Genomic DNA, 21,564 nt, shown 5'->3' on the forward strand with positions numbered 1-21,564 from the left:
CTAATGTTAGATAAAGTAGTCATTGCAAACCGAGGTGAAATTGCACTTCGTATATTGCGCGCCTGCAAAGAGCTTGGGATCAAAACGGTTGCTGTGCATTCAACGGCAGATCGCGATCTTAAGCATGTATTGCTTGCAGATGAAACCATCTGTATTGGTAAACCAGCAGCAACAGAAAGTTATTTAGATATTCCGCGTATTATTGCCGCGGCTGAAATAACTGACGCTGTAGCGATTCATCCTGGTTATGGTTTTCTTGCAGAAAATGCTGATTTTGCCGATCAAGTTGAGCAAAGTGGTTTTGTATTTATTGGTCCTACTGGCGATACAATTCGTCTTATGGGCGATAAAGTCTCTGCAATCGCAGCAATGCGTAAAGCCGGTGTTCCGTGTGTACCAGGCTCAGATGGTCCAGTATCAGATGACAAAGAGCGCAATATGCAAATTGCTAAGCGCATTGGTTATCCGGTAATCATTAAAGCCGCTGGTGGCGGTGGTGGTCGTGGTATGCGTGTTGTGCGCAGCGAAGCTGAACTGATTGATTCAATTGCATTAACCCAGCAAGAAGCGAAGCAGTTCTTTGGTAATGGTATGGTTTACATGGAGAAATACCTTGAAAACCCACGTCATATCGAAGTACAAATTTTAGCTGATGGCCAAGGTAATGCTGTGCATTTAGGTGAACGTGATTGTTCTATGCAGCGTCGTCACCAAAAAGTAGTTGAAGAAGCACCCGCTCCAGGAATTACAGCAGAAACACGTAAGTTTATTGGTGAGCGCTGTACGCGTGCCTGTATTGAAATTGGTTATCGTGGAGCTGGTACGTTTGAGTTTTTATACGAAAACGGCGAGTTTTATTTTATCGAAATGAATACCCGTATTCAGGTTGAGCATACAATTACTGAAATGGTTACAGGTATTGATTTAGTTAAAGAACAGCTAAAAATTGCTGCTGGTCAGCCATTGTCGTTCACTCAAGATGATGTTGTTATTCGCGGCCATGCAATTGAATGTCGTATTAACGCAGAAGACCCAGAAACCTTTATTCCGTCACCGGGTAAAATTACACGTTTTCATCCTGCGGGTGGTTTAGGTATTCGTTGGGACAGCCATATTTATGCTGACTACACGGTTCCACCACATTACGATTCAATGATTGGTAAGCTAATTACTTACGGTGAAAACCGTGACGTAGCAATTGCTCGTGCACGTAACGCACTAAATGAATTAGTAATCGACGGTATTAAAACCAATACTCCGCTGCATAAAAGAATTCTTGCAGACGAAAACTTCCAAAATGGTGGGACTAATATCCACTATCTTGAGAAAAAATTGGGACTATAATTCCTCGTTAATAGAAACCGGCGCTTAGCCGGTTTTTTTATCTTTAAAAATTGGCTGTATCACCTTAAATAAATAATCTGGTATGATTAACAAATATGCGCTTTAATAAATTTTTGAGGTAAAGGTAATAATGTCACGTAGTTTTAAGTCTCACTTGAGTGATGATATTGCCACGGTAACAATGGGCAATCGAATTGCGGCTATTATAGAGCAAGGTGCGGTAATTTATTTACATGGCGATTTAGGCGCGGGTAAAACCACCTTTACACGTGGCATAGTGCAAGGTTTTGGCCATACAGGTAAGGTTAAAAGTCCAACGTATACCTTAGTAGAGCCATATGAGCTGGAGCGCGCTAATGTTTACCACTTTGATTTGTATCGTTTAGGCGATCCAGAAGAACTTGAATATATGGGAATACGCGATTACTTTTCAGCGCAAGCAATTTGTGTGGTTGAATGGCCAGAAAAAGGCGGAGAGTTTATTCCTGTGCCAGATTTAAATATTACCTTAAGCTATGTAGGCGATGAGCGAAATATCGTTATTAATAGTGCCAGTGAGCGTGGTAGCGTAATTATTGAAAAACTAAATAACTTAACCTCAGAGTAATAATATTGGTTATATAACAAATAATAAAATAGTTAAGGCAGTCATTATCAACATGAGTCGCGGTGTAATTAAACTCTTTATTTATCTTGTAGCTATCACTACGAGTTCGTCGCTATGGGCACAAAATACTATTAATAGTGTGCGCGTTTGGCCATCTCCCGATAGCACTCGGGTGGTATTTGATTTAACTGAAAAGCCTGACTTTAGTTATTTTATGCTTAAAAATCCTAGCCGTTTAGTGGTTGATTTAGAGCAAACACGGGAGCTTAAAGTGTTACCCGGTATTCCGCCTGAGCATCAAATTGTTAGTAAGCTTCGTTATTCTAAACCAAAAAATAAACACAGCGTGCGCTTTGTCTTTGAATTGAGTGCCCCGGTAAAGCCTGTGGTTTTTGCATTAGCACCAACGGGCCCCTATAAAAACAGGTTGGTTGTTGATCTATATGATAAAAGTGAATCATCCACAGCAGTATCACCAGCGCAGACAGCGGCTAAAAACCGTCAATTAAGCCAAGAGCGCGATATTGTTATTGCGATTGACGCTGGTCACGGTGGCGAAGACCCTGGCTCAATTGGCCCATCGGGTACCTATGAAAAAACGATTACATTACAAATAGCTAAACGCTTAGAGAGGATGATTGACTCTGAGCGCGGGATGATTTCGCGTATGGTGCGCAGCGGCGATTACTTTGTAAAGCTCAATACCCGCACCAATCGTGCTCGTGAGAAAAAAGCTGATTTTTTTGTCTCTATTCATGCTGATGCATTTACGAGCCCAGGTCCAAATGGTGCCTCAGTGTGGGTGTTATCACTGCGCCGTGCTAACTCAGAAATAGGTAAATGGATTGAAGATAAAGAAAAACACTCTGAGCTTTTAGGTGGCGCGGCAGATGTAATAAAAGATGCCGCCAATGAAAAGTACTTAGCGCAAGCACTGCTTGATATGTCGATGGATCATTCGATGAAAACCGGTTTGAGCGTTGCTGATGAAGTAGTAAAAGAGCTGCGTAAGGTGGCAAAGTTACATAAAAAAGATCCTCAACATGCGAGTCTTGCAGTATTAAAGTCACCAGACATTCCTTCTATTTTAATCGAAACAGGGTTTATTTCTAATCCCCGTGAAGAAAAATTGCTAAAAAGTGCTAATCACCAAGAGCGTTTAGCCAAAGCTATATTTACCTCAATTAAAAATTATTACTTAAAAAATCCACCTGACGATTCTTTATTTGCCAAGTTAAAGTCGCAATATCCAACCAAGCATAAAGTTCGCCCGGGGGAGTCGTTAAGCATGTTAGCGAGTCGCTACGGCATAACTATAAACAAGTTAAAGCAGGCGAATAAATTAAGCTCTAATACCTTATTTATTGGCCAAGAACTCGATATACCGCAAAGTTAATTGCTTATCATTAGAGCCATGTTTGTTAGGAAATTGAATGAGTATTGAAATACTACCCGCACGTTTAGCGAACCAAATTGCTGCAGGTGAAGTGGTCGAGCGCCCCGCGTCGGTGGTAAAAGAATTAGTAGAAAACAGCCTAGATGCTGGTGCTACACGCATTCAAATAGATATTGAGCGAGGTGGGCACAAACTAATTCGTATTCGTGACAATGGTGCGGGTATTGCTCAAGACGAGCTTACATTGGCGCTTTCTCGCCATGCAACCAGTAAATTGAAATCCCTCGATGATTTAGAAAATATTTGCTCACTAGGATTTAGAGGTGAAGCACTGGCGTCAATTAGTTCCGTTTCGCGCTTAACGCTAAGCTCAAAAACTAAACATCAAGAAGCCGCTTGGCAAGCATTTGCACAAGGCCGCGATATGGCTGTGCAAGTAAAACCAGTAGCGCACCCAGATGGCACCACCATAGAAGTAAAAGATTTATTTTTTAATACGCCAGCACGGCGCAAATTTTTACGTACCGAAAAAACAGAGTTTAGCCATATTGATGAGCTTATAAAGCGCATTGCGCTGAGTCGATTTGATGTATCTATTACCCTTACTCATAATGAAAAAGTAGTCAGGCAGTACCGTGCTAAAACTGATCCTAGCCAAGCAATTGCCCGTGTAGCGCAAGTGGCGGGTAAAGCATTTGCTGAGCAAGGCTTGCATATTCAATCGGGCGAGGGGGGCTTGCAGCTCCATGGCTGGGTATTGCCGGTTGGTTCTGCTAACACCGTGCAGTATACCTATGTAAATAATCGTATGATGCGCGACAAGCTTATACTGCACGCTATTCGCCAAGCATTTGAAGAAGTAAGTGGTGCCCAAGAGTTACCCGGTTTTGTTATTTATATTGATATTGACCCTCGTCAAGTTGATGTAAATGTTCATCCGGCAAAACACGAAGTACGTTTTCATCAAGGGCGTTTAGTACACGACTTTATACTACAAGCAATTAAACAAGTTGTTGTGCCACTGCAAGGTGAGTTTACTAATGAGCCTTTAAATAACCTAGCCGATACGGCATTTAGTCAGACAGACACTGCGCGTTCTCCCACTGGGAATTTTGAGTCGGGTGAGGTATTTGATTATCCTAAATCGCAATTGCAACCATCTCATAGTGTCAGTTCTGGCGGCGCATCGCTAAGTTCGCGTGGTGCGGGAGGGAGTGGCGGCGCCTACAGAGCTGCACCTAGTACTAATCATCATGATATTAATGCTTTTTATCAGGGCGTGAGTGAGCAGCATGCCGCGCATTTTGACCAAGTTGCTCACGTATCTGTTGGGGTTAACCAGTCACACGCTGTGGAGCAGGCAGTTGCTTTAAAAACGGTTGCTATTATCAGCATCAACGAAGGCGTGTGTGTGTTTAGCAGCGAGCAGCAATTGTATTGCTCACATTTTAAATATGCATTAGTTGATGATTGGCATGAGCAAATAAAAGAGCAGGGCAGCTTAGAGGGCAAAGCGCTGTTGTTGCCAGTACGGGTTAATTTATCCAAGCAAGACTGTGAGCTAATAGCAGCGCAACAGTCTTGGTTTACGCTATTAGGTTTTGAGCTAATTATTGAAAAACAGTTTGTGATGGTTAAAAAACTTCCCGCGTGCTTATATTTATTAGACGTTACTAGCGCGGTTGAAAGCCTGCTGGAAGCGTGTAAAGCACCACTTGAAAACATAGAAAGCTGGTTGGCGTGGCAGATGCAGCACACACCAGCGCGTTTTTATTCCAGCAATATCTTTTTAGCGCAGCAAGCCCGCATGCAAAATAATCCGCAAACAATTGAACGTTTGCGTGTAAAAGCAGTTAAAATAGATATAGAGCACTATTTAACGCAATTAGATTAAGGTATTCGTGTTGAGTAATTTACCAGTCATATTTTTAATGGGTCCAACTGCAGCGGGTAAAACGGCGTTGGCAATTTCATTGTGTGAGCATTTAAATACCGAAATAATTAGTGTTGATTCAGCGTTAGTATATAAGGGTATGGATATTGGCACGGCTAAACCCGATGCATCAGAGTTAGCACGTGCTCCGCATCACTTAATTGATTTACTTGACCCAAGTGAAACTTATTCAGTTGCTGATTTTAGACGTGATGCGATAATAAAAATAGATGAATTTCATCAGCAAGGTAAGGTGCCGGTATTAGTTGGCGGCACCATGTTGTACTTCAAGGCTCTGATTGATGGTTTATCACCACTGCCAGAAGCTAACGTGGAAATAAGAGCCGAACTTGAAGCGCAAGCTGCGCAATATGGCTGGCCACATTTGTATCAAGAACTGGTAAAAATAGACCCGCAAGCAGCGCAAAAAATGAGTGAAAACGATTCACAAAGAATTAATCGTGCTTTAGAGGTATACAAATTAACAGGTAAAACCATGACCGAGCTGCAAAAGCAAAAGCAGCCGGTTTTACCTTATACTTTTCATCAATTTGCTATTGCGCCAACGCAGCGCAGTGAATTACATCAGCGAATTGAAAAAAGGTTTAAAATAATGCTCGAACAGGGGTTTGAAAATGAAGTTTCGACCCTATATCTACGTAAGGATTTACACCCCAATATGCCTTCTATTCGTTGTGTAGGTTATAGACAAATGTGGGATTACCTTGCGGGTGAAATTGACCATGATGAAATGGTATTTCGCGGCATTGCGGCTACACGTCAATTGGCTAAACGCCAATTAACTTGGTTAAGAAGCTGGCCTGATGTTACATGGTTAACAACGGGTGATGAAGAAAACTTGCATCGTGTAGTAAGTTCGCTAAGCTAGTAGTAGTTGAATAAAATTTAGCTTTGTTAAATAAGTTCAGCCACTTAATTATAATAACACCTAGAACGAAGGAATAATAACATGGCAAAAGGCCAATCGTTACAAGACCCATTTTTGAATGCACTACGCCGTGAGCGCATCCCAGTATCAATCTTTTTGGTTAATGGCATAAAATTACAAGGTAAAATTCAGTCATTTGATCAATTTGTTATTTTACTAGAAAACACCGTAAATCAAATGGTGTATAAACATGCAATTTCAACAGTTGTTCCTGCTCGTGCAGTTAATTTCCAAGGTGTTCAAGAAAATGACGACACTGAAGAACCTGAAGCTGGAAACATTTAAATTAGGAGCGTGATGCTTGTTTGACCGCTATAAATCTGGCGAACAGGCAGTTTTAGTTCATATTGACTTTCCTAAAGAGGGGGATCGTGAAGATCTTCACGAATTAGAATTGTTGGTATCTTCTGCTGGTGTTAGTAGTTTGGCGGTTGTGCAAGGCAGCCGTCAAGCACCACATCCGAAACTATTTGTCGGAACTGGTAAAGCAGAAGAAATAGCTGAGACTGTTAAAATCCACAATGCCGATGTCGTTATTTTTAATCATCAACTCAGACCGTCCCAAGAGCGTAACTTAGAACGCATTTTGCAATGTCGTGTGCTTGATAGAACCACCCTTATTCTTGATATATTTGCGCAACGTGCACGTACCCACGAAGGTAAGTTGCAAGTTGAACTGGCGCAATTGCGTCATATGTCCACGCGACTAATTCGTGGTTGGACGCATTTAGAGCGTCAAAAAGGGGGCGTGGGTTTACGTGGGCCAGGTGAAACACAGCTCGAAACCGATAGACGCTTATTGCGCGCCCGCCTGCAAAATATTCGTGCACGCCTAGATAAAGTTGCTGTACAGCGCGAGCAAGGTAGACGAGCTCGTAGCCGTAACGAAATACCAACTGTATCGTTAGTAGGGTATACTAACGCGGGTAAATCAACATTATTTAATCGTATTACAAACTCAGATGTTTATGCTGCGGATCAATTGTTTGCGACGCTTGACCCAACGTTACGAAAGCTTGAGTTAGGCGATGTTGGTCCGGTTATTTTAGCCGATACTGTTGGCTTTATTCGCCATTTGCCGCATGACTTAGTGGCGGCATTTAAAGCGACGCTAACAGAAACGCGAGAAGCCGACTTACAGCTGCATGTTATTGATGTGGCAGATGCACGACTAAAAGAAAATATTGAACAAGTACAATCAGTACTCAAAGAAATTGAAGCTGATGAAGTACCGCAATTATTGGTTTATAACAAAATTGATGCGCTGGATGATATTACTGCGCGTATTGATCGCGATGATGAAGGCCAACCTATAAGGGTATGGCTTTCTGCTCAAACCGGCGAAGGTTGCGAGTTACTTAGCGAAGCTATTAGCGAATTACTTGCTAAACAAATGCTTAGCGAAACATTATTGCTCGCACCACAATATGGACGGTTAAGATCGTCGTTATTTAGTTTAAGTGCGGTAAGCGACGAGCGCTTTGATGAACAAGGTAACTGGCTGTTAGATGTTAGGTTACCTGTAGTTGAGTGGAATCGTTTAATTAAAGAATTTGGTCCTGAAATTGCTGGTTTTATCGTCTGTGATTAAAAATTGATGTAATTAATGTCGGTTTTTGTATAAGAAACGCAGTAGATTTGTTAGATTTAACTCAATTTCCTTATTTATTTAGATAACAATGGAGTATAGCTATGGCCTGGAATGAACCGGGTAATAATGGCAATGATAAAGATCCGTGGAATAACAAAGGCGGACGAGATCAAGGCCCACCTGATTTAGACGAGGTGCTGCGTAAATTCAGTAACAAGTTTAGTGGCTTATTTGGCGGCAAAAAACCGGGCAATGGTAGCGGCGGTGGACTTGGCGGAGCCGGTATTTCATTTATACTTATAATTGCTGTAATTGTATGGGCACTCAGTGGTATTTATACCGTGAAAGAAGCCGAGCGTGGCGTGGTTCTTCAATTTGGTAAGTATGATCGTATTGCTGATCCTGGTCTGCGTTGGAAAATGACCTTTATTGAAACCATAATACCAGTAGATATTGAAGCTGTTCGTTCATTATCAACGTCTGGTTTTATGTTAACTGAAGACGAAAACGTAGTAAGCGTTGAGTTCCAAGTTCAATATCGTGTTATTGACCCATACTTGTATAAATTTAGTGTAACTAATGCTGATAGTAGCTTAGAAGAAGCACTAGAAAGTGCACTACGTTATGTAGTTGGCCATGCAAAAATGGACCAAGTACTAACAAACGGCCGTGAGGTTGTGCGCCAAAATACATGGGATGAGCTGAACAAGGTTATTGAACCTTATAACTTAGGTTTAATTGTGACTGACGTGAACTTTAAAGATTCTCGTCCACCAGCTGAAGTTAAAGATGCGTTTGATGATGCAATTGCTGCACAAGAAGATGAAGAGCGCTTTATCCGTGAAGCTGAAGCATATGCGCGTGAAATTGAACCTCGTGCTCGTGGTCAAGTTACACGTATGACTCAAGAAGCCGAAGGTTATCAAGAGCGTATTACACTTGAGGCACAAGGTGAAGTTGCTCGTTTTGAAAAGCTATTACCAGAATATCAAGCGGCTAAAACAGTAACTCGTGAACGTTTATACATTGATGCAATGCAAGAAGTATTAGGCAATAGCTCTAAAGTACTTGTTGATGTAAAAGGTGGCAACAACATGATGTACTTACCACTTGATAAAATTATGGAAAAGCAAGGCACAGCAACCCGTGTTGCACTTCCTAGCTCAAGTGATATTCAAGATTTACGTAACAAAGTAAATACGTCACGCAATAGCTCTGTTAATAGTGGTAGTGACCGCTTTAACAACGATCGTTTTAATGATGGGAGATAACAATAATGAAAAACTTTAGTTTAGTCATACTATTAGCTGCCATTGTAATGTCTTTCTCGTCAGTTTTTGTTGTACCTGAAGGGCAAAAAGCAATTGTTTTGTTATTCAGTAAAGTACAAAAAGACAGTGATGATCAAGCCATAGTGTACAGCCCAGGCTTACAATTTAAAGTACCATTTTTTAGCCAAGTACGTCGTATTGATGCACGTATTCAAACGCTTGATGGTACACCAGACCGCTTTGTAACGAGCGAGAAAAAAGACTTAATTGTTGACTCGTTTGTAAAATGGCGTGTTAACGACTTTAGTGCTTTTTACTTGCGTGCTCGTGGCGATAAGCAATATGCTGAAACGCTGCTAGAACAAAAAGTAAATAACGGTCTACGTACTAACTTTGGTACGCGTACTATTCGTGAAATAGTGTCGGGTGAGCGTAGCGAGTTAATGGAAGAGGCGTTAGTACAAGCTTCTGAAAGTGCCCGCGAGCTAGGTATTGAAGTACTTGACGTGCGTGTTAAGCAAATAAACTTACCACAAGAAGTCAGCAGCTCGATTTATCAACGTATGCGTGCTGAGCGTACTGCGGTTGCTAAAGAGCATCGTTCAGAGGGTCAAGAAAAAGCCGAAACTATTCGTGCTGGCGTTGATCGTCGTGTAACGGTAATGCTTGCCGATGCTGAGCGTAATTCACGTACAGTACGTGGTCAAGGTGATGCAGATGCAGCAGCTATTTATGCTAATGCGTACAATAAAGATCCTGAGTTTTTTAGTTTTGTTCGTTCGTTAGAGGCGTATAAACAAACCTTTAAAAACAAGCAAGACGTAATGGTTCTTTCACCAGATAGCGACTTCTTTAAATATATGAAAGGTGCTACTGCACAATAAAGCTAACCAATATATTTAAATCTTAAAAGCCTCGCGTTAGTGGGGCTTTTTATTGAAACAGATTTAATGCATTAAACCACTGTTATCTATGTGGTTATTAGTTAATATTTATACATATAAATATACGAGCGGAAAATATAAGCTAAACGGGGTGAACTTTGGCTTTGTTTTCTGGTAAAATCTTGTCCTAATTTTTTTAAGTGAAGTTACAATGGGTAAAAACGTTGTTGTATTAGGCACCCAATGGGGTGACGAAGGTAAGGGTAAGGTAGTTGACCTCCTTACAGATAAAGCATCTTTAGTAGTTCGTTATCAAGGTGGGCACAATGCTGGCCATACCTTAGTGATCGACGGTGAAAAGACAGTTCTGCACCTTATTCCATCGGGTGTATTACGTGACAATGTTAAATGTGTGATTGGTAATGGTGTTGTATTATCACCAGAAGCGCTAATGAGAGAGATTGGCATGTTAGAAGCACGTGGCGTACCTGTACGCGAGCGTCTTTTAATCAGTGCTGCATGTCCATTAATTTTGCCTTTCCATGTTGCATTAGATGTAGCCCGTGAAACTGCACGTGGTGATAAGCCAATTGGTACAACTGGCCGTGGTATCGGTCCTGCGTACGAAGATAAAGTGGCACGTCGTGGTTTGCGCGTAGGGGATTTATTTAATCCTGAACTATTCGCAGCAAAACTAGAAGAAGTTCTTGAATACCATAACTTTACTTTAGTTAATTACTATAAAGTAGATGCTGTTGATTTTCAGAAAACCTTTGATGACGCAATGGCCGTTGCTGATATTTTAAAAGCGATGATTGTTGATGTTACTGAGCTTTTAGATCAAACGCGTTTAGCTGGCGACAACATTTTGTTTGAAGGCGCACAAGGTACGTTACTTGATATCGATCATGGTACTTACCCTTATGTAACGTCTTCTAACACTACAGCTGGTGGCGTTGCTACTGGTGCTGGTTTTGGCCCACTACACCTTGATTATGTGCTTGGTATTATTAAAGCATATACTACACGTGTTGGTTCAGGCCCTTTTCCTACAGAGCTTTACGACGGCCTTGATAAGCAAGACCCAGTTGGTAAGCACTTAGGCGATAAAGGCCATGAGTTTGGCGCAACCACTGGTCGACTTCGTCGTACTGGTTGGTTAGATGCCGTAGCAATGCGTCGTGCAGTGCAAATCAATAGTATTTCTGGTTTTTGTTTAACTAAGCTTGATGTTTTAGATGGCTTAGAAACACTTAAAATCTGTACTGGTTATAAGCTTGAAGATGGCACAGTTACTAACGTAACGCCATTAGCAGCTGAAGGTTACGAAAAAGTAACGCCAATATACGAAGAAATGCCTGGTTGGTCAGAAAATACTGTTGGTGTAACTAGCCTTGATGGTTTACCAAAAGCAGCGATTGATTACGTTAAGCGTATTGAAGAGCTCACAGGTGTTCCTGTTGATATTATTTCTACTGGTCCTGATCGTGTAGAAACTATGATACTTCGCAATCCGTTTGCGTAATATCAACTAGACTTGAAAAAAGCTGCTTAATGCAGCTTTTTTTATGTCTAAAAATAACAATAGAGTATAAATAACCTGAGATCCGGATAATAAACTTATCTCAAGCAGCTATTTTCAGCGCTAACTGCGTTGAATTTACTTGCAATAGGCCAGCTATTGACGCATAAATTCGCCTTGTTTTCACTGAAAACCTCTGGCTAGAGAAAATAAAATTAAATATAACTATGATTCAATACGTTAGTAAACCTCTTAACTAGAGTTCAGGTTAAATATTAATTTTGGAACGATCTTTGTATAGTATTTAATAGGTTTATTTTTATAAGTGATAAAGATGCAGTTACTTTTTAGTCATTCAGTTTTGTTATTACCATTAATGACACTCTCTTTATTGATGAGCAGCAATAGCTTAGCAGAAGAAACGGCAGCAGCAGTGCCACTGTATACTGAGACTGAGTTAATTTCGCTAATTAATAAAAACACCCATTTAGCCCGGGTTAAGGCAGATGATTGCCAGTTAGTACAAGATATAGAAGCGCGAGCCAATAAAATGGCATTACCATCGTATCAGTTTTTATATGGCGATATGCTAGCCTATAACGTATGTGTTGATCGCGATGTAGAGTTAGGTGTGTACTATATGCAAAAAGCGGCTGAGCAGGGCTTAGCAGCGGCTTTAGAGCAGTTAGGGCGTTACTACGACATTGGGCGTTTGGTACAACAAGATAAAGCAATGGCAATCACTTATTTGCGTGAAGCGTCATCGCAGGGAAATTTAAAAGCGCAGTTTCGCTTAGTTAAGTTATTTAACCAAGGCTACGGCAGTCCACGCGACTTTGAAGATATGTATCGTTGGTTATTTAATGCCAAGGTTGCAGATGCCAATACACATAAAAAAATTGCGCGTTTATTAGCTCAGTTAGCCGAAAAAATGCCAGCCAGCGTTGTGGCTCGTGCTCGCCTACCTATGTAAGCATATTGATATACCAAAAATACACTAAAAAGGCCTAACTCTTGCGAGTTAGGCCTTTTTATTAAAAACTAATAAAAGTGTTAACTTTCTTCTTTAGCTTTTGCTTGTGAATCTTTTAGTAGTGATATTTTAGCTGGTTGCAAAGCAACAATGCGCTCACCTTCTTGCGGTGGTTTTTCCATATCACTGGTAAAGGGTCTAAGTTTAACTGGCGCATCGTCATCGCCATCTTTATCCCCTTTGAGAATAAACAGTGGAATTGCCTCTGGGTTCATTTCTTGATATTGCTCCCAGCTAAACTCATCAGAAATACGGGTAGCACTTACTTTACCGCCTTTCGCTATCACACTGCTTAAGCGTGCATAAGAGCCGTTTTCACCAAATAAAATTTGGCGCGATAAGAAAGTCGCGCTGTCTTTATTCGCTTTAGCATGCGATGAAGATGAGCGTAGCGAAAACACATTTTTATCATTAAGTAAGTGAGAAAAATACTGTACACCTAGCGCATTGTGATGGCGATTTGGTGACAGTGCCAACACACTACGAATAGTGGTTAAAGGCAAGTAACGCTCAGCATGTTCAGATTGCGGATTACCGTAGTAACAAGGCAAGCCATCCATACGGGCCATTTTACAGTTTTCCCATGCAGGGTCAGATAAATGCACAGGAATATTTTGATCTTTTAAGCCACGCGCAATAGCACGCGATACATGGTTTGCACCAATAATTAAAATGGTACTTGGTGATGGTTGACGTACACCAAGCAGTTTAGCTAAAGGGATGGCAGTTAGGCTTTGCAGCACCACGGTAATAATAATAACGGTAAATATGAGCGGCACCATTTTTTCTGCATCAGCAACACCAGCTTCCATCATGCTCAGCGCAAATACAGAACCAACAGCTGCGGCAACAATACCGCGTGGCGCAATCCAAGCGAGTACTAAGCGTGACTTCATTGGTAGGTCAGTACCAAAAGTCGATATTGCAATACACACAGGGCGAGCTATAAATAGCACGATAGCTAAAAATATAAAAACGTCACTATCTAGCATCATTAAATCAGAGAGTTCTAACCTTGCTGCAAGTAAAATAAACAGTGTTGAGATTAAAATCATCGATAGATCTTCTTTAAACTCAAGCACCGAATCAATTTCTAAATCATCTTGGTTTGCAAGCCAAATACCAAATACAGTCACCGCTAATAAACCTGATTCATGGCTTAAGTGATTAGACACTGAAAAACTTATAAGCACTAGGGCTAAAATGCCAAACTTATGCAACTCAAATGGTAGCCACTCTCGGCGCATAAGTTGTGTAGTAAGCCAACCTGCAACAACACCAATTGTTAAGCCTACACCTAAGGTTTTAACTAGCGCGATAATGGTATGGCTAAATATTTGACCTTCGCCAACCAACATCACGGCTTCGAAAACTAATACGGCAAAAAGAGCACCAATAGGGTCTATAACAATGCCTTCCCAGCGTAGTATTCGGTCGATGTCTTGAGTTGGTCGCATAGAGTTTAGCAAAGGGGCAATAACAGTAGGACCCGTTACAACAAGTACAGCGCCGAGCACAGCAGCTACCCGCCAGTTAAGCTCTAATAGCCAATAGGCACTAAAGCTAATAATTATACACGTAGTGAGCATACCAATTGAACACAGGTTTCTGACTACTTTACTGATGCCTTTTAATTCTCTGAAATGCAGGGTGAGAGAGCCTTCAAATAAAATAATAGCAACGCTGAGTGACACAACAGGAAAGAGTAAATCGCCTAAAAGCGCGTCAGGATCTAGTACGCCAGTAAATGGCCCTAATAATAGTCCTGTAAGCAATAAAAACAGAATAGCAGGGACTCTAAACGCCCATGCGACCCACTGGGCAAGCACGGAGCAAAGTGCGATACCGGCTATATAAATTGCTGACATAGAATAAGAATTCCTTGTGAATATGATAGATAAAAGTATAACTTATGTTAATTATAATACAGGGGTATACACGGATAAGTTAAATTTTGCTAATAGAATTTTAGCTGTTTATCAGATATTACGGGTTTTAAAGTCTGTTATTTTATCAGTAATTTTAATAAATACCCTACAAAAAGGATTTAACTTTTTGATAATTAATATAAAAACAGTTCGAAAAACAAGCTGTATTTTACTTAGTTTGAATTTTAACCTTGATTTTACCTGCAGTTTTAGCGTATTATGCTTCGTGTTCAAACAATTAGTTGTCTAATTAAGTGGTTATTTTAAAATAATAACTTATTAATATTAGAGTCACATTAAAGCGGTATAATACTGTTTTGTAGTGATTTAAGGGTTTGAGCAGTATAAATATCATTTACCGAACTCTTTGGTATGATTTTGCTAAACAAGTTTATTTAACTATTTAAATAAATAAAGGTTTGAGTTGAATTATTACCTTTCAATATTTAGCCCCCATCGTGGCGGTTAAATCTCGGTCCTTAAGTCATCACCCTATCTGTTGGTGTATCTGACTTAAGAGGCTCTATGTATGTTGTTAATAAAAAAGCCACACACAGCTTTTTACAGCGATACATAAACAACACTTTTTAAATTTTTTGTTAGTACTATTCAACACCGTTGAGTTGTTGCTATTTAGTACTTGCGCTTAAATCTATAACAACAGTTTTAGATAGAGTCGCTTTGCGTGTGTAAAAAAGTGTTTTTAAATGATAAACCAAATTCGAAGCTATGTTTTAAACCTAGCTAACTAGTTTTAGCTCATCACATTGTATGAGCGCAAATAAAATGGAAAGTTGAACATTTATGAATAAGTTAAATTGGCGACGTATAGTACTTAAAGTAGGTAGTGCTTTAATTGCACCGGATCAAGATGGCTGCCGTTCACGTTACATATTAACCATTGCACAGTTTATTGTTCGCTGTCGTGCTCGTGGTATTGAAGTTATTTTAGTTTCGTCAGGCTCAGTTGCTGCGGGGGCACATTTGTTCCCATCAGATACAGCACGTTCAGTCGTGATGAAAAAAGCAATGGCTGCCGCAGGTCAAACAGAAATGATAGCAATGTGGGATAGGTTTTTTGACTTTCCATCAGCTCAATTATTATTAACCCACGGTGACTTACGTGATCATGAACGCTATCAAAGTATTCGCGAAACTGTATTTACTTTACTTGAGCACGGCGTGTTACCTATTATTAATGAAAATGATGCAGTAACAACCGATGATCTAAAAGTAGGTGATAACGATAACTTATCTGCTATGGTTGCAGCAGCAGCTGATGCAGACGCACTGCTTATATTTTCAGATGTGGATGGGTTATATGATAAAAACCCTAACTTGCATGACGATGCTATTTTACTGCCTGAAATAAAATCAATTGATGACTCTATTTATGCTATGGCAGGATGTGCAACTAGCGCAGTTGGTACAGGCGGTATGAAAACCAAAATTGAAGCGGCTGAAAAAGCAACCTCACATGGGATTTCAACTTATATTATTAACGGCTTTAAAGAAGAGACATTTACGCGTTTACTTGCAGGTGAAAACCCTGGGACTATTTTCTTACCATACGAAAAACCAATGCAAGATTCTGTACATTGGATGACGCACACTGCAAATGAGCAGGGTGAAGTTGTTGTAGATGGCTCGTTTGACAAGTCACTCGAAGGCGAAACAGGCTGTATTCGTGGCGATGAAATAATGGCCGTGCATGGCGAGTTCGCAATTGGTGACACTATTTTAGTACGTAGTGAAGATGGTACGCGTTTAGCCAAAGCAACCGCAAATTATAGTAGCTGTTTGTTGAGCTTTATTGCTGACAACGAACAGAGTGAATTCAGTGAAAAAATGCAGGACTCAATTGGACCTGTTATATCTGAAAAACATATCGCATTATTGGAGAAGTCATGAGTTTAATTACGGATATTTCACGCCAGGCAGCAAAAGCTGCTCATCAGTTAGCGTTACTCGATACCGAGACAAAAAATAAAGTGCTATTGGACATGGCTGCAGCACTGCGTGCAGAAAAAGCATTTATTATTAAAGAGAACGAAAGCGATTTAGCCGCGGCACGCGACAATAACTTAGCAGCCGCAATGGTCGACCGTCTAACGCTTAACGATGAACGTGTAGAAGCAATGGCTGAAGGCATCGAAGTGATTGTAAGCTTAGATGATCCGGTTGGTCAGCTACGCGATATTACCGAACGCCCAAATGGCATTAAAATTCGTAAAATGCGCGTACCACTAGGCGTAGTTTGTATGATTTACGAAGCGCGCCCTAATGTAACTGCAGATGCGGGTGCATTGTGTTTTAAATCGGGTAATAGCGTAATTTTACGCGGCGGTAAAGAAGCACTTAAAAGCTCACAAGCAATTGCTAGCGTAATGCACAGCGTGCTAGCAAAGCATAATTTACCTGAGGCACTTATTTCGGTAATTCCTGACCCCGATCGTGGCTTATTAATGGAATTAATGCAGCAACGTGACAGCATTGATTTAATTATACCCCGTGGTGGTGAAGGGTTAATAAACTTTGTAACCGAAAACAGCACAATTCCAGTGATCCAACACTTTAAAGGTGTATGTCATTTGTATGTTGATAAAGACGCCGACCTTGAAGTGGCAATTAACCTACTGCTTAATGGTAAAACGCAACGTACCGGTGTGTGTAATGCTTTAGAAGGCTTAGTTGTACATCAAGATATTGCCGATGAGTTTTTAAACTTGTGTGCGGTAGTGTTACGTCAAGAAGGTGTTAAAATTAATGCCGATAGCCAAGCAGCTACGTATTTTGACAATGCAACAGTACTGGGCGACGATGAGTTTGGTGAAGAGTATTTAGATTTAGAAATAGCCATTCGCGTAGTTCCAAGTTTTGCGGCGGCTGTAGAGCACATAGCGCAATTTGGTTCGCACCATACAGAAGTAATTTGTACTAAAAACGCTGCTACGGCAGAGTTATTCCAACGTAGTATTGATGCTTCGGTAGTAACTGTTAACGCCTCATCGCGTTTTTCAGACGGTTCACAATTGGGCTTAGGTGCCGAGATTGGTATTGCAACGTCTAAGCTACATGCTTACGGACCTATGGGCCTTGAGTCACTAACTACTGAAAAGTATTTAGTTAATGGCGATGGTCAGATCCGCGAATAAACTTAGTTTATTTCAGGACAAAACATATTATGATTTTAAAGCCGAGCTGCAGCTCGGCTTTTTTGTGCAATAAATTAACTTAGGTTCTACTTTCGCGCTAGCCAGTAAAATTAAAAAGCGTGCAATAGCGTTAGTTTTAACTATATGGCGTATATTTTGGGATTGAAATACAGAGTGAAACTTAAGATAGAATAACAAATAAATTGATGGCTTTGAGACAATACTAAAGAGGGAGTAAGAAAGTGGTGGAGCTAAGCAGGATCGAACTGCTGACCTCCTGCGTGCAAGGCAGGCGCTCTCCCAGCTGAGCTATAGCCCCACATTCCTAAATTTTACATATTACGTAAAAGCTTGATTGCTGATTCTCAAGCGGGACGAACTTTAAGATTTTTTATAAAATAGGTCAAGTATTTTTTCACTAATTTTACCGTTTAGATGAAATTTTGGTAGACTCAACAACAATATTCAGTAAAAAGACAATTAAAAATGAAAAAGTATGCCTTAGTACTGATGGTTCTGCTTGTGGGCTGTGCTAACTCAAGTGACGAGCAACCTTATGAAATAAATAATAAACAGTTTCATGAAAAACAAGATGAGCAAGGAAATAAGCTATTTGCCTATGTCGTATCGGTAAAGGCTAAAAGTCGCCAGAACATTAATTTAGATAAAAAGTTTACCCGCAGTGACTTTGAGCGTTTTGCAGCGCAAGAGCATTTTGAAGAGTCGAGTATTTTAAAACTGCAGTTAGAAGATCAAGCTGTTGAATTGTTAAATAAAGAGCTTGAAACACGCAACTATTGCCCCGCTAAGCATGAAATTAATGAGGTACTGTGGCGTGATTTAAGTGTGCAATTAAGAGGACGTTGTTTGTAGTATGTTAGCTGATAAAACAAAGTTAGCAGCGCTATTAGCGCAGTTAAATATTAATTATGAGGTGATAGAGCACCCACCATTGCATGGTAGTTTAGATGCCGATGCCTTTATGGTGGAGCGCCCGGGTACACGACTTAAAAATTTATTTTTACGTGATAATGAAGGTAAGCGGCACTTTTTAGTTATAACCGCCCATGACAAGCAACTTGATTTAAAAGTATTGTCAAAACAACAAGGGTTATCGCGGCTAGGATTTGCCTCAAGCGAGCGTTTAGCGCGCTACTTAAAAGTAGCGCCTGGGTGTGTATCTATGCTTAGCCTAATGAACGACAAGCAAAACGAAGTAAGCGTTTGGCTAGATCAAGATATTTGGCAAGGTGAGCTATTTCATTGTCATCCGTTTGAAAACACCCAAACCTGGTTACTTAATAAAGCAGACTTAGAGCAGTTTTTTAACTTTACTGAGCATCAGCCTCGCGTAGTATTTTTACCCTCAAGGTAAGCCCATATAATTAGCATCAAGCCGCATAGACAAACAGCCAATAAAGCTGCCATAAATGCGGTTTGCCCATGATGCTGATATATCACCCCTGGTAATAACGACCCAAGTGCACCGCCGCTGTAATAAAACGATACATACCCGCCATTAGTAACACTTGGTGGTGCTTTACTGATTTTATTAACTAAGGGCGCCGCAGTTGAGTGAATCACAAACATAGCCCCGCAAAATAATGTAAATGCGGCTAAAAATACTATTAGCTGGTGGCTCATTAACATGACAATACTAACACTGTAAAACAAAAATATAGCCGTTAATAAATGCCATGGCGAGGGCGCTTTTTTAAGTAACCAAGGCGTTGTAATAGAGGCTAAAGCACCAATTAAATACCCACTGTAAACCAAGCCAATATCGCGAGTATTAGTGATCAAAAAAGTATTTTGCAAAATAAAAGGTAAATAATTAAGTAAAGCGGCAAAGCAAAAAAACATACAAAACACCGCACCATACACTTTTAGCAGCGGCCCTTCACGCAGTTGTTTAATATAGTCTAGAGGTGAAAGTATTGATTTAACGTTATTACTTTTAAAGCGGGTATGAGGAATACTCCACGCAAGCAAAATGAGCATGGTGGCAATAAAGTAGTAAAAACTTTGCCAGTGCCATATATCACTAAAAAGGGCTGCCAGAACGCGCCCAAAATAGCCGCCTACTATGGTGCTACCAATGTAGATTGTCATATTTTTTTGCAGAGTATCGGCACTAAAGCTCATGCCAATATAACTGGTCATGGCTGTTAATGCCGCTGGTAATATTAGGCCTTGTAAAAAGCGTACTAATAACAGCAATTCAAAGGTGGGGGCGTAAACAAACAATAAACAACATCCCCCCAATAACAACATAGCAATGCGTAATATAAATAAAGGATTACGTTTAGTTAAAAACAACCCATACACTAAAGGCGCAATAGCCAGTGGTAGCATAGCCGCAGTCATTAAGCTGCCAGCAACGGCGGGCGCAACGCTAAACTCAAGTGCAAATAAGCCAAGCAGTGGTTGTGGAGCGTAAAGTACAAAAAAAATAAATACAGAGCAAAGCAGCAAGTGAGGTAAGCGCATTATATAGCTTGGTGAGTAACTAATAGTTAAGTGGCAGTATATTAAAAATCCCTTGTGTTTGATAATCTAAAAACGAATACTTTAAGCGACTATTGGTGTGCCCATAAATTGTAATGAGTAATTGTTTACTAAAAAGTTATCATCTTTGCGCTAAATCATGGTGTTTTTATCGTCGTTTGTTAGATTAATGATGATAGCGCTGTTATTTACCGGCGTTGGTGATTAAAATAGTCTTAATATTAGTTTTTAGTGGAATAGAGCCATGGGGTCACTTCAAGAGCAATTGCTCCAAGCAGGATTAACAACATCGCATAAAGCTAAAGTTGCTAAATCAGAAAAGCGTAAGCAGCAAAAAAAGCAAAAAAAGGGTGCAACCAGTAACCCTAGCGATTTACAAAAGCATATTCAACAAACAAAACTTGAGCAGCAACAAAAAGCAGAAGAGCTTAACCAGGCACGCCAAGGTAGTTTAAAGCAGCGCGAGCAAAGTGCCCGTGTTAAACAAATTTTAGAACACCATAACCAAGAAGCAATACGTGGTGAGCGTACTTTTAACTTTACTTACGAAAACAAAGTAAAGAGCATTGAAGTAAACGAAAGAACGCAAAAAGCGTTATCGGGTGGTCGCTTAGCTATTTGTGTGCTCGAAGGCCGATTTTACGTATTAGAAGACGAACCGGCACGTAAAGTAGCTGAAGTAGATGAACATTATATTGTTTTTCATGTTGAGCCAGAAAGCAAAGAAAAAGACGAAGACGATCCATACGCCGATTTTGAAATACCAGATGATTTAACGTGGTAAATTTTAGTTAAGTGTAGACTCATTTAATTTTTGCTAAAGTTAACTTAAATGAGCTGTACATGTATTTGTTCTGATTGATCGTCAAATGCTATTAGTTACGTATGCTTTTTATAGTGTTGTTGACTACAATCACCAGAACAGTTTTTTAACCGTCAAAAAAGAAGAGTAAATACAATGAGCAAAATTAAAACACTTTTATTAGGCGCGGGTATTAGTTTAGCCGCAAGCTTGTCATTTAATGCAGCTGCTGCAGATGGTGCTGCACTTTACACTGCTAAAAACTGCCAAACGTGTCACGGCGCAGAAGGTAAGGCACCTATTATGGGCATGTACCCTAAATTAAATGGTCAAAATAAAGACTATTTAGTTGCACAAATGAAAGACATTAAATCAGGTGCGCGCAGTAATGGTATGTCTATGGCTATGAAAGCTATGGTAGCAACCGTAACAGATGAAGAGTTTGCTGCAATTGCTGATTACCTTGCAAACGTAAAATAATAAACGCAGTTAATTATTTTTATTAAAAAACAGCCACACCTAGTGTGGCTATTTTATTTCCTGATGAAAAACCCCGTCATTTATGTCGGGGATGTAAGTCTTTAATTTCCTTATTGCTATAACCTAAATACTAATTTAGACTTCTAAACATCTATTGCTCA

The 21,564-nt window shown here is 40.2% G+C and carries 19 protein-coding genes and 1 tRNA gene; 17 read left to right on the forward strand and 3 right to left on the reverse strand.

The features are described 5' to 3' along the window. Positions 1-3 precede the first annotated feature (3 nt). From accC to AAEY55_RS09115, 11 genes are all read left to right on the forward strand, one after another. On the forward strand, positions 4-1,344 hold the full coding sequence (accC, locus tag AAEY55_RS09065) for an acetyl-CoA carboxylase biotin carboxylase subunit (RefSeq protein ID WP_011326979.1): 1,341 nt from the start codon (positions 4-6) through the stop codon (positions 1,342-1,344). A gap of 130 nt (positions 1,345-1,474) precedes the next feature. Then, complete coding sequence (gene tsaE / locus AAEY55_RS09070; RefSeq protein ID WP_011326980.1) at positions 1,475-1,951, forward strand: tRNA (adenosine(37)-N6)-threonylcarbamoyltransferase complex ATPase subunit type 1 TsaE; 477 nt, start codon at positions 1,475-1,477, stop codon at positions 1,949-1,951. Positions 1,952-2,003: 52 nt separating this feature from the next. After that, positions 2,004-3,347, forward strand: a complete 1,344-nt coding sequence (locus AAEY55_RS09075; RefSeq protein ID WP_182684548.1) for an N-acetylmuramoyl-L-alanine amidase — start codon at positions 2,004-2,006, stop codon at positions 3,345-3,347. Positions 3,348-3,384: 37 nt separating this feature from the next. Further along, a complete protein-coding gene (gene mutL, locus AAEY55_RS09080; RefSeq protein WP_339685703.1) occupies positions 3,385-5,241 on the forward strand; it encodes a DNA mismatch repair endonuclease MutL in 1,857 nt (618 codons plus the stop codon). Positions 5,242-5,251: 10 nt separating this feature from the next. Next, positions 5,252-6,169 carry a tRNA (adenosine(37)-N6)-dimethylallyltransferase MiaA gene (miaA, locus tag AAEY55_RS09085; protein ID WP_041454320.1) on the forward strand — a complete coding sequence of 306 codons (918 nt, stop codon included), beginning with the start codon at positions 5,252-5,254 and terminating at the stop codon, positions 6,167-6,169. Positions 6,170-6,250: 81 nt separating this feature from the next. Further along, positions 6,251-6,514 carry an RNA chaperone Hfq gene (gene hfq / locus AAEY55_RS09090; RefSeq protein WP_011326984.1) on the forward strand — a complete coding sequence of 88 codons (264 nt, stop codon included), beginning with the start codon at positions 6,251-6,253 and terminating at the stop codon, positions 6,512-6,514. A 16-nt stretch (positions 6,515-6,530) separates the two neighbouring features. Beyond that, on the forward strand, positions 6,531-7,820 hold the full coding sequence (gene hflX / locus AAEY55_RS09095; RefSeq protein WP_011326985.1) for a ribosome rescue GTPase HflX: 1,290 nt from the start codon (positions 6,531-6,533) through the stop codon (positions 7,818-7,820). A gap of 101 nt (positions 7,821-7,921) precedes the next feature. After that, complete coding sequence (hflK, locus tag AAEY55_RS09100) at positions 7,922-9,091, forward strand: FtsH protease activity modulator HflK (RefSeq protein WP_011326986.1); 1,170 nt, start codon at positions 7,922-7,924, stop codon at positions 9,089-9,091. Between the two features lie 5 nt (positions 9,092-9,096). Next, positions 9,097-9,975: a protease modulator HflC gene (hflC, locus tag AAEY55_RS09105; protein WP_011326987.1), complete on the forward strand. Its 879-nt coding sequence runs from the start codon at positions 9,097-9,099 to the stop codon at positions 9,973-9,975. A gap of 211 nt (positions 9,976-10,186) precedes the next feature. Beyond that, entirely contained in the window at positions 10,187-11,500 is a 1,314-nt protein-coding gene (locus AAEY55_RS09110) for an adenylosuccinate synthase (RefSeq protein ID WP_011326988.1), read from the forward strand. Positions 11,501-11,831: 331 nt separating this feature from the next. Further along, positions 11,832-12,470: a tetratricopeptide repeat protein gene (locus tag AAEY55_RS09115; RefSeq protein ID WP_086994853.1), complete on the forward strand. Its 639-nt coding sequence runs from the start codon at positions 11,832-11,834 to the stop codon at positions 12,468-12,470. 80 nt (positions 12,471-12,550) lie between these two features. Here AAEY55_RS09115 and AAEY55_RS09120 read toward each other — a convergent pair whose 3' ends face one another. Further along, positions 12,551-14,398 (reverse strand): sodium:proton antiporter, encoded by a 1,848-nt coding sequence (locus tag AAEY55_RS09120; protein ID WP_058372400.1) that lies wholly within the window; start codon positions 14,396-14,398, stop codon positions 12,551-12,553. An 864-nt stretch (positions 14,399-15,262) separates the two neighbouring features. Between AAEY55_RS09120 and proB the strand changes: the two genes are divergently transcribed. After that, positions 15,263-16,369 (forward strand): glutamate 5-kinase, encoded by a 1,107-nt coding sequence (gene proB, locus AAEY55_RS09125; protein ID WP_011326992.1) that lies wholly within the window; start codon positions 15,263-15,265, stop codon positions 16,367-16,369. Then, positions 16,366-17,613 carry a glutamate-5-semialdehyde dehydrogenase gene (locus tag AAEY55_RS09130; RefSeq protein ID WP_058372401.1) on the forward strand — a complete coding sequence of 416 codons (1,248 nt, stop codon included), beginning with the start codon at positions 16,366-16,368 and terminating at the stop codon, positions 17,611-17,613. The genes proB and AAEY55_RS09130 overlap by 4 nt, the downstream gene beginning before the upstream one ends. A 243-nt stretch (positions 17,614-17,856) precedes the next feature. Here AAEY55_RS09130 and AAEY55_RS09135 read toward each other — a convergent pair. Continuing rightward, positions 17,857-17,932, reverse strand: a tRNA-Ala gene (locus AAEY55_RS09135). Positions 17,933-18,099: 167 nt separating this feature from the next. Here AAEY55_RS09135 and AAEY55_RS09140 point away from each other — a divergent pair. Next, positions 18,100-18,486: a hypothetical protein gene (locus tag AAEY55_RS09140; RefSeq protein WP_011326994.1), complete on the forward strand. Its 387-nt coding sequence runs from the start codon at positions 18,100-18,102 to the stop codon at positions 18,484-18,486. A gap of 1 nt (position 18,487) precedes the next feature. Continuing rightward, complete coding sequence (locus tag AAEY55_RS09145) at positions 18,488-18,988, forward strand: prolyl-tRNA synthetase associated domain-containing protein (RefSeq protein ID WP_011326995.1); 501 nt, start codon at positions 18,488-18,490, stop codon at positions 18,986-18,988. On the opposite strand, the gene AAEY55_RS09150 is transcribed toward AAEY55_RS09145, so the two are convergent. Beyond that, positions 18,955-20,103 (reverse strand): MFS transporter, encoded by a 1,149-nt coding sequence (locus tag AAEY55_RS09150; protein ID WP_350550936.1) that lies wholly within the window; start codon positions 20,101-20,103, stop codon positions 18,955-18,957. The two genes, AAEY55_RS09145 and AAEY55_RS09150, sit on opposite strands and share 34 nt — an antisense overlap. Positions 20,104-20,365: 262 nt before the next feature. Here AAEY55_RS09150 and AAEY55_RS09155 point away from each other — a divergent pair, with 262 nt between their 5' ends. Next, entirely contained in the window at positions 20,366-20,905 is a 540-nt protein-coding gene (locus AAEY55_RS09155) for a DUF2058 domain-containing protein (RefSeq protein WP_058372404.1), read from the forward strand. Between the two features lie 174 nt (positions 20,906-21,079). Continuing rightward, positions 21,080-21,403 (forward strand): c-type cytochrome, encoded by a 324-nt coding sequence (locus AAEY55_RS09160; RefSeq protein ID WP_011326998.1) that lies wholly within the window; start codon positions 21,080-21,082, stop codon positions 21,401-21,403. The last annotated feature ends 161 nt before the right edge of the window (positions 21,404-21,564 follow it).

It is taken from the genome of Pseudoalteromonas sp. 120-MNA-CIBAN-0494 (genome assembly GCF_040308885.1).
In the GTDB taxonomy this organism is placed as follows: Bacteria; Pseudomonadota; Gammaproteobacteria; order Enterobacterales; family Alteromonadaceae; genus Pseudoalteromonas; species Pseudoalteromonas nigrifaciens.